The sequence below is a fragment of the Bacillus cereus group sp. BfR-BA-01524 genome (assembly GCF_022662595.1).
Lineage (GTDB): Bacteria > Bacillota > Bacilli > Bacillales > Bacillaceae_G > Bacillus_A > Bacillus_A thuringiensis_S.
On record NZ_JAKUDW010000120.1, the window covers coordinates 1 to 15,382 of the forward strand.

Here is a 15,382-nt window from a genome sequence, read left to right on the forward strand (position 1 = left end):
TTTTACGTCAGCTTTTTTGATTTCTTTCATCATAAGATCGTTCATGAATTGTGCATCTTGTACTTTTTCTTGAGCTAGTGATTTTTTAATATCAGCTTTTGCTTTATCGAAAGTTGCATCTGCGTGATTATCAGTTACTTTGATGATATGGTAACCGAATTGTGTTTTTACAGGTTCGCTTACTTCACCTTTTTTCAACTTTTGAGCTGCTTCTTCAAATTCTTTTACCATTTTCCCTGGTCCGAAGAATCCTAAGTCGCCACCTTTTTCTTTTGAACCTGTATCTTCAGAGTATTGTTTTGCTAATTCTTCGAAAGATTTACCTTGAGCAAGTTCATCTTTCACTTTTTTAGCAGTTTCTTCATCTTTTACAAGGATATGACTTGCTTTCACTTCTTTTTTATAATCCTCGAATTTTGCTTTTACATCTTTATCAGTAATCGATTGTTCAATCGCTTTTTCTTGAGCTAATTGAGCACGTACACTATTTTTTATAGTTTCTTCTTTAATACCTTGTTGTTTCATTAGTGTATCGAATTGATCACCGTATTGTTTTTTCATTTCATCGAACTTTTTATCTACATCTTTGTCTTCAACTTTGTAGTTTTTAATAAGTACTTTTTCCATAACCATGTTGTTTAGTACTTGTTTACCATGTTGTTGTTTCATTTGCGTGTAGAAATCTTCTTTCGTAATATCACCAGCTTTAGAAGTAACAACTTTTTCTGATGATGATGTTCCACATGCTGATAATGCAATTACACTTGTTGCGGCTAAGGCAAGCATCGCTTTCTTCATTCAATAAACACTCCTACTATTATGTATTTTTAATTTATCCTACACCGATGAACTTTAGTTCATAAGAGCCCGATTAAGTCTCACTGATACTTTTGCTTTTTATATTTGTAAAGCGCGCTTAACAGGGCTTACCGTGGCTGAGGATAAAGTTTTGATGAATGTTATTTGTTCTATAGTATAAGCAATATGTACAAAATTTAATATATCATATTTCGACTCGTTTTCATATTGATAAAGAAAAATTAACCAGTACGTGTCAGATTTTGAAAGTGTACCATATTGGGCGTATGCCGCATATACAGAATAGAGGAGGGGATGGGGATGAATTCTCAACTTATTTTATTACTTGTACTGTTTATTTTATTGGTTATTGTAGGTATAATTTGCTTATAGAGGAAAAAAGTGAGGAAGGGGCTTTCCTTCCTCACTTTCCATGAAATATAATTTCTATATAACTAGAAATTAATAAAATTGTTATACATACATTAATAACCCGAAAGACACCGGGCTGGCGGCTCGCAGCTATTTGTTTTCGTTCACACAGTGTATGTGTCATGAAATTCGTGTAAAATATAACAAGAAGTGCGAATGCGACAAAAACAACTGTTATAAGTGTCATGAGGCGAGACCTCCTTTTGGCTAAAATACATATACATATATTGTATCACACGATATTTTGTTCGTGTTACAAAATTCAGAAATAGAAGACTTTGTGTTAGAAAGTGAGGGAGAAAATGGACGTTGTTAGAAGATTAGAACAAGCTGAATACTACGTAGACCTACTATTTAAAATGATTGATGAAGAGAAGTGTCCATTTTATTCTTTGATCATAAAGAAAAAAGCTCGTAAAAAAGATATTGAACGTATACTAAATCTTTGTGAAAAACTGAACGAGCAATATGTAGTGGAGAAAGCAGAAGGGCTTCTTTTGTTCGATGCGCTGTTAAATCAATTTGAAAAAGCGCTTCCACATCAGCTCGAAGTACACGAAACTGCGGAAGCGCTAGCAAAACAAGGTTTATTTAAGCCGCTTATGAATGAATTCTTAAGCATGATTGCGAAAAAATAAATAGATTATTTCTTAACTAACTTTTGATCGGATTCTGTAAAGTTCTCTTCAATATCTTCTAATGATTTCTCAAAAATATCGATAAAGTCTTGTCCGTAAATATTACGCAGGATTGCAATCAGTTCGATATTTTCTGGGAACTTCCCATAAAAATTACGAAGTGCAAGAGCCCCATTAAATACCGAATTATTTTCAGGATCATACTCTTCCATTAAGCGAAGTAGTAATTCTTCCCCTTTGTCTGTAATTTCAATGTACGTATTTCGTTTATCATCTTCCTTTTTTGAGAATACAAGATAGCCGCGTTCTTCAAGCTTTTTAGAGAAGTTAAACGCTGTTGATACGTGCATAACTCCAAACTTAGCAATCTCAGAAATAGAAGCCCCTTTTAAATGATAAGCGATTGTTAAAATATGATGTTCATTAATATTTAAATCGTAAGGTTTAATCCACTGCTGCCAATCTTTCTCCACACATTTCCATAACGCTTTCGATAATTGAGCAATGCGTTGGCTGAAAATCATCGCTTCTTTTACCGAGTAATCTTTTTCTCCACTTTTCATTTACTCACCCACTTTAACATTCTTTTTCATTACTATCTATTATGCCAGTAAAATAAAAATTAATAAAGTCTTTTTGTAAGAATTGTGAAAATTTTTTAACAAAATGACATTCTATACAAATCATGCATAACTATGGAAGCGTTTTATGAGTCGTGAATACATGCGTTGTCCTTACATGTTAATTGATAACATATATTGTAAATGCATAAAAACACGGCATATCTATACGATATGCCGTGTCAAGGTCAATTTATATAAAAAATATTTGTTATATGCAAAAAACTAAGCAGGAATTTGTTTACGCTTTTTCTGGAACAGCTTCTTGCAGTTTCTCAATTGACTTTTGGATGTCCAAAATTTCTTTCTCAATATGGCGCTTGTTTTGAGAAATATCTTGTTTCCAGTTAGAAAGCGTGTCTTGCATGTCATCTTTTAGTTCTTGAAACACTTCTTTACCTTCTGAAGCAGTTTCAACAATTTGACGCTTTAATAATTTCGTATCAGCTGTAATATCAGCTAAAGTCTTTTTAATATCATTTCCTTTTTCTTTTAACTTGCCGCGCATGTCTTTACCAGAAGAAGGAGTTGAGAAAAGAACGGCTAGTCCAGCAACTGCTCCGCCGCAAATAACACCTGTAATAAAGGATTTAGCTTTTGACATAAAAGGAGACCTCCTTATTTTTTGTTCGTATTCATGATGTGAAAAAATATGCATATCTTTCTTATATGTGCTAGGCACAAACAATCATCCCTGAGCATTTTAGGTGAAGAAACAAGCCATGCGGAATTTGATGACTTCAGGGAAGTGGCTTGTTATGTATTACGCCTTCTTATAGTGTCATTATTTCACACTATTTGCAATTGTACTTGCGATGTTTTGTAAATTTTCCATAGTGTATTCATTTTGGTGTGATTTCCAAACAGCACCGAAACCATCTTTTTCACCGTAGCGTGGAATTAAATGAAGGTGGAAGTGGAACACAGTTTGTCCAGCTTTTTCACCGTTATTGTTAAGTAGGTTAAAGCCAACTGGATTAAACTCTGCTTTAATCGCATTTGAGATTTTTGGAACGACAGAAAAAATGTGTGATGCGATTTCTGGCGTTAACGCAAAAATGTCTTGTTTGTGAACTTTCGGAATAACAAGAGTATGTCCTTTTGTTACTTGACTAATATCTAAAAATGCAAGCACATGTTCATCTTCGTATACTTTTGAGCAAGGGATTTGCCCGTCAATGATTTTACAAAAAATACAATTGTCTGCTGTATGATTCATTGATCTCATCCTTTCAAATATCCTTAGCCGTATTTTACCATAATTACATAAGAGAACAAACACGAAAAACAGGAAGCTGACTCAGCTTCCTGTTTTCTGAAGAGGGATTGAAAAAGCATTATCGTAATTTACGTTTCGCAGACACCTCATTTATTTAAGAAATGCACGGTAAATCGGCTAAAGTTTCTGCCGTAGACACCCCATTTTCAAGTGAAATGAATTGCAATCTTTTTTAAAATGAAATTGTTTATTTTTTAAAACAGTATATGCTCTTTCAGAGACACCCCGTTTCGAAAATGAAACAAATAATCTGGTTATGTGTAAATTTCATTGTCCAACATGGACACCCCATTTCATGATGACTTCACTATGTTGTTGTACTCATCAATTGGTGGTTGCTTTTTCAATGTGTTCCTTCTTCACTAATTATGATGTCCGCTTTCGGGAAAATATATGCTAATAAATTTAAAATTTTTTTTTGAGTACATGGATACTATGTAGTACAGCATAATTTTTGGTAAGATGAATATAGAATGAATACTAATGAAGAAAGTGGTGTCGTATGAGCGAGTTATTGCGTGTAGAAAATGTTACAGGAGGATATACGAAACGACCTGTATTAAAAGATGTTTCGTTCTCTGTTAATAAAGGCGAACTTGTCGGCTTAATCGGTTTAAATGGAGCTGGTAAAAGTACGACGATTAAACATATTATCGGTTTAATGGAACCGAAAAAAGGAACTGTCACAATTAATGGGAAAACAATTCGTGATGATATGACAGCGTACCGTTCTAGTTTTTCGTTCATCCCAGAAACACCTGTATTATATGATGAGCTAACGCTAGAAGAACATTTGAAGCTAACAGCGATGGCGTACGGTGTCGATGAAAAACAATATGAAGAACGTGTAGGACAACTATTACAAGAATTTCGCATGAAAAATCGTTTAAAATGGTTTCCGTCTCATTTCTCAAAAGGGATGAAACAAAAAGTAATGATTATGAGTGCATTTTTAGTGGAACCATCTCTTTACATTGTGGACGAACCTTTCGTAGGGCTTGATCCGTTAGCGATTCAATCACTTCTTCAAATGATGGATCAAATGAAAAAGAGTGGAGCCGGTATTTTAATGAGCACACATATTTTAGCGACGGCAGAGCGTTATTGTGATTCGTTCATTATTCTGCATCAAGGTGAAGTAAGAGCGAAGGGAACGTTATCTGAGCTGCAATCACAGTTTAATATGCCAGGTGCAACGTTAGATGATATTTACATCGCGCTAACAAAGGAAGAAGATTATGAATAGCACAGCGTTATGGAAAGAACGATTTCGTCACTTTCTAAAAGAAGTTCGTACATATAGTAAATACGTATTTAATGATCATTTGAAATTTATTTTTGTATTTATAATCGGCGCAGGAGCGTATTATTACCAGCAATGGTTACAAACGTTAACACCTTCGTTTCCGACAGCGCTTGTTATGGCAGTGTTGCTTGGACTCGTATTAACGGCCGGATCGATACAAACGTTATTAAAAGAAGCAGATCTTGTTTACTTACTGCCAGTAGAAGAAAAGTTAAAACCTTATTTCACAAAGGCATTTCTCTTTACATTTATGATTCAGTTATACATAATCGCAATCGTAGCAGCTGCGCTTGCTCCGTTATACTTCCAACAAATGAAGCAAACCGGTGCTGGCTACATATGGATTGTCCTCGCATTTGTCATTGTAAAAGCGTGGAATTTATTCGTCGCGTGGGAAAAGTCATTTTTAACAGATCAAAATATACAAAGGGCTGATTGGTTTATTCGTTTTATCTTAAACGGTTTATTTGTATATTTCCTTGTAGAACGTACTTCAGTTCTTGTTATTGGCGGAATCGTTCTGCTCATGGTGTTATATCTTGCCATCATGCATCAAATGGTAAAAGGAAAGCCGCTAAACTGGGAGTATTTAATTTCTGAAGAAGGTAAGAAAATGATGCTGCTGTACCGAATTGCGAATATGTTCGTTGATGTACCAGCATTAAAAGAAAGAGTATCTCGCCGAAAATGGCTGGATTTCATTCTGTCGATAATCGGCGAAAAGCGTACATATTTATACTTATATACGAGAACGTTTTTAAGATCAGGTAACTATTTTGGATTATATGTGCGTTTGCTCGCTCTTGGAGGAGTTATTCTTTACTTCATTCCATTTTTATATGGGCGATTTATCGTAAGTTTTATCTTCCTATACTTAATCGGCTATCAGCTATTAACTTTATGGAAACATCACCGCATGAAAATTTGGCTTGATTTGTATCCAGTAAAGGTAGATGAAAAGAAGAAAGATTTTCTTACTTTATTAAATGCGATTCTAATCATCGGGAGCGTAATCTTTACAGTTATATTTGCACTAGCAACGAAAGATTTCATGATGACAGGAATTTTACTTGTCGTAAGCATATTATTTAGTATCGGTTTCGTTTACCAATACGGGGCGAAGCGCATTGAGCGTTTAAATTGAAAGGAATGAACCTATGATTACATACGAAGAGAAGGTTATAAAAGAATTGGAGCAGTGGAAAGCTACATTCATGAAAGATTCTTCTATGATGACACGGTTCTCCAAAAAAGTGCAGACGAAAGTGCAACAGCTCATTCCGGCGAAAGTACAAAAAGTGCTAACAGAGACGATCCGGATGATGGTACAAACAATTAGCGCCGGGTCAAACTTTATAAAGCCGAAGCTAAAAGAGACGACATGGTCACTGCAAAGACGTGACGATGAAGTTCGTAAAAAAATGGATGAGTACAAAAAAATAGCAGCGGCAGAAGGAGCAGGGACTGGAGCTGGTGGTATTCTCCTCGGTCTTGCTGACTTTCCGCTTTTACTCGGCATTAAAATTAAATTTTTATTCGATGCAGCAACATTGTACGGATTTGATACGAGCGACAAAGAAGAGCGCCTTTTTATCCTTCACGTTTTCCAGCTTGCCTTTTCAAGTGACGACCACCGAAAAGAAATATGGAAAGCAATCGAAACATGGGATACAGAAGAAGAAAATCATATGGACTGGGAAAAGTTCCAAACAGAGTACCGAGACTATATCGATTTAGCAAAAATGCTTCAGCTCGTACCCATAATCGGTGCCCCGGTCGGCGCGTATGCGAACTATCAATTATTGCAAAGACTTGGGGAAGTAACGATGAATTGTTATCGTATGCGGTTGCTGAATAGGGATTAAAAAGAAGGCGTCCTACATGTGTAATGTAGGACGCCTTTTCTTAGAAGCTAAGTCCGATATAGCTAACTCCAACTATAATCAATACGATAAAAAGTACAATGATTAATGAAAATCCGCTCTTGCCAGCTTGTCCCGCTTCACCGCCGCCATTACCACCAAGTCCCATATGATATCCTCTTTATTGTTATATGTTGTTTTTACTTTATAACTCTCTTTATTTTCCAATAAATACCTTCTATAGTGCTAACTAAATTGAAAATCATTTCGTTTTGTTTTATAATTTACTTACCGATCGGTAAGTAAAAATAAGTGAGGTACAGTATGACGAAGAATTTACAAACATCGCAGAACATTGTAGAGGCATCATTTAAACTTATGGCAGAACACGGCATTGAGAAGATGAGTCTTTCCATGATTGCGAAAGAGGTAGGTATTTCAAAACCGGCTATTTACTATCATTTTTCTTCTAAAGAAGCGTTAGTTGATTTTTTATTTGAAGAAATTTTTTCTGGGTATCATTTCGTGAATTATTTCGATAAAGAGCAATATACGAAAGAAAACTTTGCAGAAAAGTTAATCGCAGATGGTTTACATATGCTCTCTGAGTATGAAGGGCAAGAAGGAATACTACGCGTTATCAATGAATTTATCGTAACTGCATCGCGAAATGAAAAGTACCAGAAACGTTTATTTGAAATACAAGAGGATTTCTTACATGGTTTCCACGATTTATTGAAGAAAGGCGCGAGACTGGGCGTTGTGTCACAACATGAAACGGAAGAAAATGCTCATACGCTAGCACTCGTGATCGATAATATGAGCAACTATATGCTCATGGGATTCCAGTTAAAGTATAAAGAAATTTGGATTCGAAATGTGAAAAACGTCATGAAGGAGGAGTAAAGATGAAAATGCAAAAAAACTGGTGGCTCGGTTTTCTTGGATTTATTGGGATTTATCCCGCATTAACGGGCAGTAAGACCCCCACCTCAAAATTCAGCGAAAGCAAAGAAGTTAGGTGGGGATCAGCTGCCCGTAAAAGCCCGATTGGTTCAACTAATAATCAGTGGGGGATGAACAAAACCCCCCACTGATTAAAGTTTCACTTTATAAAATACCAAGTATGATTGAAGCTTTTCAAGCGGATGGAAGTTGGCTAAAGTTAATCGGTTTCATTTGGTTACTTTGGTTCGGATATTTTATTCCGGAGAAGAAGGAAGATTAAATTTTAATTTTCTGTAAATTTATGTAAAAAATAGATTGAGAGTATTCATATATTAGATTACTAGATTTGGAGTGGTTACATGGATCCATTGAAAAATGAAATTCACCCTGACATGGTCAAGGTGTGGAAAGTTCGTGCTGTAATTGAAGAAGGGATCGGTATACTCGTCATTTTAGCTTACCTTTTCCTCATGATAAAATTTGATTGGTGGGCGTGGATTTTGTATGTGATGATTGGGCTAACAGTTGTGTTCGCACCATTTTCGTACTTCTTATTCCCGAAACTACGTCAACGTTATTACAGCTACCAACTAAATGAGGAAGAGCTTGAAATTCAGCATGGTCTTTTTGTCGTAAAGCGCGTATTAGTACCGATGATTCGTGTACAGCACGTAACGATTGAACAAGGTCCGATTATGAGAAAATATGGCTTAGCAGAATTACACATTTCAACGGCAGCAACTTCTCACAGCATCCCAGGCTTAACGATGTATGAAGCAGAAATGTTGAAAACGAAAATCGCAGAATTAGCGAAAGTGAGTGATGAGGATGTATAAGAGGCAGCATCCAATCACGATGTTATTAGAATTAAAAATAACAGATTTTATACCACTCATTATTTTCATGTTCAGCTTAAACGGAAAATTCCCGTTTTGGTATTTAATTCCCGCAGCATTTGGTTTACTCACCGTTTTTTCAGCATTTGAAAAATGGTATTACACAACATATTGGGTTGAAAATAACGTATTACATGTGAAAAAAGGTCTCTTCGTGAAAAAGGAGAGCTACTTAAATAAAGAACGTGTTCAAACGATTAATACAAGTTCTAACGTACTATATCAAATGCTCGGTTTGAAAAAAATTCAGATTGAAACAGCTGGTGGGGGCGATGAAGCAGAAGTTAGCTTAGCTGGTATTACGGCAGAAGAAGCGGCGGAGCTTATTACTTTGCTAAATGAGCCAACTCCAGAAGTGAAAGCAGGAGGAACGTTAGACGAAGCAACAGAAAATGTAGTAGAAAAAGAAATTGTTACAGAAGAAAAACAAGCGACAGAATATAAATTAACTTGGAAAGAGATTTTATTAGCATCTGTTACATCTGGTCAATTTGGACTATTATTCTCTTTAATCTTTTTCGTTTATCACCAAGTAGATGAGTACATTCCGAAATGGATAGAGAATGGCGTAAAGTCGTATGTAATGGAACATGATATATATGGCTGGATTTTCATGGTAGCTATTTTGCTCGTTCTTTCGTGGATTATATCTACAATTGGCTACGCGTTAAAACATGGTAACTTCACAGTAAATCGAAAAAATGATGAAGTCCGTATTTCGCAAGGGTTACTGGAAAGAAAAGAACTCGTACTAAAATTGCACCGTATTCAAGGTATTACGATAAAAGAAAGCATTTTACGCCAACCATTCGGTTATTGTGCTGTGCAAGTAGAAGTAATTCAAAGTAAGGGAATGGATGACGAAAAAGAAAAAGTTACGCTGCATCCAATTATTCGAAAAGATCGCGTGCAACAGTTACTCGCACATTTACAGTTACCATATGAACTGAATACAAACATTATTTCATTACCAAAAGCAGCATTGCGCCGCTATCTCATTGATAGTTTTATCTTCTTCGCAATGCTAGCAATCCCGCTTCTTGGAATAAGTATATACTCTGAAAAGCACTTCATCATGTGGGCATTAATTCCGCTCGCAATCCTTATCTTTACACTTGGATACGCAACATTTAAAACAAATGGTTACAGTGTTAACGGAGAACAAATTACACTTGTCTATCGTAGCGTCGGAAAATATACAGGACTTATTAGAAGAAGACATGTCCAATCAATGGAGAAGACACAATCATATTTCCAGCGCCGAGCGGATTTATGTACGTATAAGTTTTCTAGTGCATCATCTAGTTATAAAATAGAGCATACGAGAGTAGAAGACGCGGAGAGAATGCAGGATTGGTATAAGAAGAGAATGAGTGAGGAATAATTTGAGAAAGCTTGCCTAGTCTGAAGGGCAAGCTTTTTTGTTATAGGGAAAAGAGTCGTTTAATCCATATATTAGTACAACTACAGCAAACATGTATCAATACGCATGAAAAAAGGTAATATGCTTCTGTTTTGGGGATATGTGGATTTTTTGATGTAAATGGTATACAAAAATACAAATAGTATTAGGAGGTTATATATGATAAGTCAGTTGAAAAGAGAAGCACTTGATGCATTAAAAGGAAGATGGGGATTAGCGGTAGGGGCAACTTTATTAATTGGAATCCTTATTGGAGCTGTTGAAATGCTAACAACAGGTATTTTCTCGATATTTTGGGGTTGGGAAGAGGCAAGTGATTCACTTACAGTAAGTATTATTGTAATGCTTGTTATTGGTCCATTAACAATAGGTGCCTATTATCTTGTTTTAAATGCAATTCGTGGGACTGATGCTCGCATTGGTCATATATTTAGATGGTTTAGCGATGGAAGTAAGTTGATGAAGTCGTTTTTAACATATTTACTAATGTATGTATACTTGACTCTATGGACATTACTTCTTATTATTCCAGGTATTATTAAATCATTTTCTTATTCTATGACATATTTTATTTTGAATGATCATCCAGAATATACAGCGAATCAAGCGATTACTGAGAGTCGTCATATGATGAATGGACATAAAATGGATTACTTTTTACTATGCTTAAGTTTCTTAGGCTGGTTCATATTAAGTATTCTTACTATAGGAATCGGTTTCTTATGGTTAGCACCTTATTTCTACACGACATCAGCCGCATTTTATGAAGAGATTTCAAAAGAATATTATAAAAAAGAAGGCACTACTTTTTAATAAAACATATAAACCATCTGTTCCCTATATTCTTTAGGGGGTAGGTGGTTTTCTTTTTTGAGGACTTTGTCTAAAAAATAGGTAAGATTATTTTTAGGAAAAATAAAAGAAGCAACATAAATGAAATATACTTGTCCATGTTGCGTATATAAAGTGAAACTTTAATCAGTGGGGATTTTGTTCATTCCCCACTGATTATTAGTTCTCACCAATCGGGCATTTATGGGCAGCCCGCCTCCCGCCTAACTCCTTTGTTTTAGCTGAATTTTGAGGTGGGGGTCTTACTGTCCGGCAAATAGCGGGATAAAGTAATAAGAAGGACTAAATCGGTAAATTTTATTAATGGATATATTAGGAATGAATATGAAAGTATAGATGTATAGTCAATGTTGTGTATTTGATGTTATCATATTGAATGATATGGAAATTTTTAATAGAATAAGTAACTAAAAATTCAAAGGTAATGAAGCTTTTGTTGTATAAAGAAAATACTTAGTAGTAATCAACAATATTAAAAATAAGATTCGTATTTATATAAATTTAGTAGAAATGGGGTTTTAAAAAGGAATGAGTATCAGCATAACGCGGCAAAAGATTTTGGCGGCCGCTTCTCAAATTGTGCAATGTAAAGGGGTTGCTAAATTAACCTTAGAAGCAGTGGCAAAAGAGGCGGGTGTAAGTAAAGGTGGATTATTGTATCACTTTGCAAATAAAGAAGCTTTAATAGAAGGTATGATAGTCAGAGGGATAGAGGATTATGAGGGCGCTATTTACAATAAAGTAGCGGAAGACTCAGAGAGGAAAGGGAGATGGGTTCGCTCTTTTGTAGAGGAAAGATTAAGTAATGAGAGAAGAACAGAAGAGTTGTCTAGTAGTATGATGGCAGCATTCATGTTAAAACCTGAATTACTTGAGCCATTACAACAATCATTTCAGCAACTGCAAAAGAATATAGAAAACGATGAGATAGATTCAGTTTGTGCAACAATTATTAGATTAGCGGCAGATGGATTATGGTATTCGGAATATTTAGGGGTTGGCAGACTAAGCCCCGAGTTAAGAGAAAAAGTGATTCAAGCTCTTATTGGTAATTCATATAAATAGAATATACGAACTATATAATGTGAAAACAATTCACCATTACTTATTTAATGTAGTGGTGAATTGTTTTTTTTATTAGAAAAATAGAACAATTTTATAGAGTATTGAATTATAACCGTCCAGACGGTATAGTAATATTTGGTTTAAGAGGAAAATGAAACAAAAAAAGAATAAAAGATATTTTTAGCACACTATTCGAAAGGATAGGCCGCAAAGCTTAGAGTCTACGGTAATACATATTGGTTACTAAGATCGTCTGGTTGCACATTTTTGATGCAACCGGACGGTCTTTTTTTGTTATATAAATATAAAAAATAGGAGGGAACTATGCAAATGAAAAGTACTAAAAGGCATATTTCAATGGTTTCATTAGTTTTTCTAGTATTATTTTCAGTGCTGAATGTGTGGGCTCCAGTTATTCAAGCTGCTGTGATGAAAAGTCCAGTGGACGAAATTAATATTTCCCGTACTGATGGCACGACATCTGAACCGTATCAAGCCTCAGATGGTATGAAAGTAGAAGTGAAGTGGTCAGCTAAAGAAAAAATAAAAAGTGGAGATCAATTCACAATTGATATGCCAAAAGAGTTTCGAAAAGACCTTATGAATATGAGTTTTCCTTTAAAAGATGCTGAAGGAAAAACAGTTGGTACATGTGAGATGAAAAAGGGTCTATTAACATGTACTATGGGTGATTACGTAGAAGGAAAGAATAACATTAAAGGTTCTTTATTCGTAGAATTCTACTTTGGTCTAGAAGCATATGATGGTGTTAAAGAAATTCCATTAGAATTTAACGTTGATGGTCAAATCGTCAATAAAGAAGTAAGTGTAAATAATACGACAGAGAGACCGAAGCCACAGCCCAATACGGAAAATTTATTGAAATGGGGTTCTTATAATCAAGAAGATCCTTCAATTGCTGATTGGCTTGTATATGTAAATGCAACTGGAACAGAAATGCAAGATCTTAAATTAACAGATACATTAGGACCTGGGCATGAGTTAATTACAGACAGCGTAGTATTAGAAGAGGCTGTATTTGAAGATGGTTATGCACCAACAAATATTAAGCCAGCAGATTTATCTAACATTAAAATAAATGCAACGAAGACTGGATTTACAATTGAGTTTCCAGACAGTTCAAAAGGCTATATTTTAAGATATAAAACAAAGGTTACAAATCCTGCTGCAAAGCCTCATAAAAATACTGTGAAATTAGAAGGTAAAAATATTAAAACTGAAGAAAAAGTAGGACAAGTATTTGTAAGTGGTGGGGGAGGATCCGGTTCAGGTGACAATAATCCACCTAGCATTGAAAAAAATATAGTTGATGAGAATGGCAAGCTTGTAGAGAATGAGCAGTTAACACAAATGGATCAAGTTATTCAATACCAAGTTGGTACACATATACCGAACGATCCTCCTAAATACACATCTATGGTAATTAGTGATGATTTAGAAGATGTTTTAGAAGTATTAGAGGCAAAGGTGTATGATCAAAATGGCCAAGATATTACTTCTAAAGGAACGTTAAATATAGATAAACAAAGAAGTGAAGTAACATTTACATTTGGTGAGAGTTTTGACTATAAGTCATATGAAGACCAGATAATTAACCTTAGTATTAAGGCGAAAATTAAAAATAATGCAGACTTATCTTCTTACGTAGATAAGAAGATTCCTAATAAAGCAGAATTACATTTTGATGATAAAACATTAACATCAAAAGAAGTAACCATTACGCCGCCTGAAGCTCCAAAAGACGGTACAGTATCAATTCATAAAATAGATGCTGTGAATCCGAACAAAGGGTTAAAAGGTGCCGAATTTGAAGTTCGAAATAGTGCAAATGAAGTTGTTGCAAAACTGAAAACGGACGAAAAAGGTTTTTCAGTACCTCAAACTTTAGCTCCTGGGACGTATAAAGTTTATGAAACAGTAGCGCCAGAAGGATATCAAAAATTAACAAGCCCAGTAGAGGTTACACTTCAAGCTGGAGAAACAAAAACAATTGAAATTAAAAACACTATGCAAAAGGGTCAAATTGAAGTAAAGAAAATTGATTCGGAAAATGGTGAAAAACCATTAGCAAATGCAGAGTTTGATATAGTAAAAGACGGTGTAGTAGTCGAACATATTGTTACAGATAAAGATGGTAAGGCAATCTCTAAACCGTTAGCACCAGGAAAATATATTTTAAAAGAAACAAAAGCACCTGAAGGCTACCAATTAAAAGAAACAGAGTTCGAAGTAAATGTAACAGGGGACGGCATATTCCCAATACAAGTGGAAAATGCAATGGTAGACAAAGGTAATATAGAAATTACAAAAGTGGACAAAGAAAACGGGGCAGTATTAGCCGGTGTCGAATTTGAAGTCCAAGATGAGAAAGATGGCGTAGTAAGAAAAGTAGTAACAGATAAAGATGGAAAAGCAAACGTTTCAGATCTATCAGTAGGAAAGTACAAATTAGTAGAGACGAAAAGCTTACCAGGTTACAAAAATCTAGCAGAACCAGTACTATTTGAAATTACAAAAGGTATGACAAAAGCTTTATCAATAAAAGTAGAAAATGAGCAGTTAGACAAAGGCTCAGTAGAAATTATAAAAATAGATAAAGATAGTCAAAAAGTATTAGAGGGCGTAGTCTTCGAAGTGCAAGATGAGCAAGGAAAAGTAGTAACAGAAGTAAAAACAGATAAAGATGGTAAAGCAAAAATCTCAGATTTATCAGTAGGAAAGTACAAATTAGTAGAGACGAAAAGTTTACCTGGCTACAAAAAGTTAACAGAACCAGTATCATTCGAAATTACAAAAGGTATGACAACAGTCCTATCATTGAAAGTAGAAAATGAACAGTTAGATAAAGGTTCAGTAGAAATTACAAAAGTAGATAAAGACAACAAAAAAGCATTAAAAGGCGTAGTCTTTGAAGTGCAAGATGAAGCTGGAACAGTAGTAAAGGAAGTAAAAACAGATAAAGATGGTAAAGCAAAAATCTCAGATCTATCAGTAGGAAAGTACAAATTAGTAGAGAAAGAAAGTTTACCAGGCTATAAGAAACTAACAGATCCAGTATTATTTGAAATTAAAAAAGGCATGACTGAAGTTCTATCATTAAAAATAGAAAATGAAATGGTAGATACGGGAAATGTAGAGATAACAAAGATAGATAAAGATAATAAAGCACCGTTAGCGGGAGTAACATTCATCGTCCAAGATGAAAAGGGTAATGAAGTTACAAAAGTAACGACAGATAAAGA

The 15,382-nt window shown here is 34.9% G+C and carries 17 protein-coding genes and 1 riboswitch; of the genes, 11 read left to right on the plus strand and 6 right to left on the minus strand.

Translation table 11 applies throughout. From position 1 onward, the window contains the following. Together prsA and MR170_RS26775 are read right to left on the minus strand one after the other, a co-directional pair. The coding region (gene prsA / locus MR170_RS26770; protein ID WP_242310043.1) for a peptidylprolyl isomerase PrsA at window positions 1-798 on the minus strand (798 nt) is incomplete at its 3' end. A 424-nt stretch (window positions 799-1,222) separates the two neighbouring features. Continuing rightward, window positions 1,223-1,417: a hypothetical protein gene (locus MR170_RS26775; RefSeq protein ID WP_000172690.1), complete on the minus strand. Its 195-nt coding sequence runs from the start codon at window positions 1,415-1,417 to the stop codon at window positions 1,223-1,225. Window positions 1,418-1,532: 115 nt separating this feature from the next. On the opposite strand from MR170_RS26775, the gene MR170_RS26780 reads away from it, so the two are divergent. Next, a complete protein-coding gene (locus MR170_RS26780) occupies window positions 1,533-1,868 on the plus strand; it encodes a DUF1878 family protein (RefSeq protein WP_000383657.1) in 336 nt (111 codons plus the stop codon). A 5-nt stretch (window positions 1,869-1,873) separates the two neighbouring features. Here the strand turns inward: MR170_RS26780 and MR170_RS26785 are convergent, their stop codons facing one another. From MR170_RS26785 to MR170_RS26795, 3 genes are all read right to left on the minus strand, one after another. After that, entirely contained in the window at window positions 1,874-2,431 is a 558-nt protein-coding gene (locus MR170_RS26785) for an HTH-type transcriptional regulator Hpr (RefSeq protein WP_000834924.1), read from the minus strand. Window positions 2,432-2,729: 298 nt separating this feature from the next. Next, on the minus strand, window positions 2,730-3,092 hold the full coding sequence (locus tag MR170_RS26790; protein ID WP_000030302.1) for a YtxH domain-containing protein: 363 nt from the start codon (window positions 3,090-3,092) through the stop codon (window positions 2,730-2,732). Window positions 3,093-3,272: 180 nt separating this feature from the next. After that, complete coding sequence (locus MR170_RS26795; RefSeq protein WP_016082593.1) at window positions 3,273-3,707, minus strand: HIT family protein; 435 nt, start codon at window positions 3,705-3,707, stop codon at window positions 3,273-3,275. 562 nt (window positions 3,708-4,269) lie between these two features. Here MR170_RS26795 and ecsA point away from each other — a divergent pair. From ecsA to ecsC, 3 genes are read left to right on the plus strand one after another with little or no spacing between them, the layout of a single operon-like run. Further along, window positions 4,270-5,013 carry an ABC transporter ATP-binding protein EcsA gene (gene ecsA / locus MR170_RS26800; RefSeq protein WP_001292603.1) on the plus strand — a complete coding sequence of 248 codons (744 nt, stop codon included), beginning with the start codon at window positions 4,270-4,272 and terminating at the stop codon, window positions 5,011-5,013. After that, window positions 5,006-6,217: an ABC transporter permease EcsB gene (gene ecsB, locus MR170_RS26805; RefSeq protein ID WP_242310046.1), complete on the plus strand. Its 1,212-nt coding sequence runs from the start codon at window positions 5,006-5,008 to the stop codon at window positions 6,215-6,217. The genes ecsA and ecsB overlap by 8 nt, the downstream gene beginning before the upstream one ends. A 13-nt stretch (window positions 6,218-6,230) precedes the next feature. Next, window positions 6,231-6,938 (plus strand): ecs operon protein EcsC, encoded by a 708-nt coding sequence (ecsC, locus tag MR170_RS26810; RefSeq protein WP_016082591.1) that lies wholly within the window; start codon window positions 6,231-6,233, stop codon window positions 6,936-6,938. Between the two features lie 40 nt (window positions 6,939-6,978). Here the strand turns inward: ecsC and MR170_RS26815 are convergent, their stop codons facing one another. Next, window positions 6,979-7,104, minus strand: coding sequence for a YjcZ family sporulation protein (locus MR170_RS26815; RefSeq protein WP_000522756.1), 126 nt, complete (start codon window positions 7,102-7,104; stop codon window positions 6,979-6,981). A gap of 155 nt (window positions 7,105-7,259) precedes the next feature. On the opposite strand from MR170_RS26815, the gene MR170_RS26820 reads away from it, so the two are divergent. The 7 genes from MR170_RS26820 to MR170_RS26850 form a co-directional block, all read left to right on the plus strand. Next, window positions 7,260-7,841 (plus strand): TetR/AcrR family transcriptional regulator, encoded by a 582-nt coding sequence (locus MR170_RS26820; RefSeq protein WP_242310048.1) that lies wholly within the window; start codon window positions 7,260-7,262, stop codon window positions 7,839-7,841. Window positions 7,842-7,843: 2 nt separating this feature from the next. Then, on the plus strand, window positions 7,844-8,032 hold the full coding sequence (locus MR170_RS26825; protein ID WP_242310049.1) for a hypothetical protein: 189 nt from the start codon (window positions 7,844-7,846) through the stop codon (window positions 8,030-8,032). 210 nt (window positions 8,033-8,242) lie between these two features. After that, window positions 8,243-8,719 carry a PH domain-containing protein gene (locus MR170_RS26830; RefSeq protein ID WP_000371358.1) on the plus strand — a complete coding sequence of 159 codons (477 nt, stop codon included), beginning with the start codon at window positions 8,243-8,245 and terminating at the stop codon, window positions 8,717-8,719. Beyond that, window positions 8,712-10,163, plus strand: coding sequence for a PH domain-containing protein (locus MR170_RS26835; RefSeq protein WP_242310050.1), 1,452 nt, complete (start codon window positions 8,712-8,714; stop codon window positions 10,161-10,163). The genes MR170_RS26830 and MR170_RS26835 overlap by 8 nt, the downstream gene beginning before the upstream one ends. 198 nt (window positions 10,164-10,361) lie before the next feature. Next, complete coding sequence (locus tag MR170_RS26840; protein ID WP_242310052.1) at window positions 10,362-11,015, plus strand: DUF975 family protein; 654 nt, start codon at window positions 10,362-10,364, stop codon at window positions 11,013-11,015. Window positions 11,016-11,582: 567 nt separating this feature from the next. Next, on the plus strand, window positions 11,583-12,119 hold the full coding sequence (locus tag MR170_RS26845; RefSeq protein ID WP_043935323.1) for a TetR/AcrR family transcriptional regulator: 537 nt from the start codon (window positions 11,583-11,585) through the stop codon (window positions 12,117-12,119). A 172-nt stretch (window positions 12,120-12,291) separates the two neighbouring features. Then, a riboswitch (cyclic di-GMP riboswitch) is annotated at window positions 12,292-12,384 on the plus strand. Between the two features lie 59 nt (window positions 12,385-12,443). Then, on the plus strand, window positions 12,444-15,382 hold a 2,939-nt coding region (locus MR170_RS26850; protein ID WP_242310054.1), incomplete at its 3' end, for a SpaA isopeptide-forming pilin-related protein.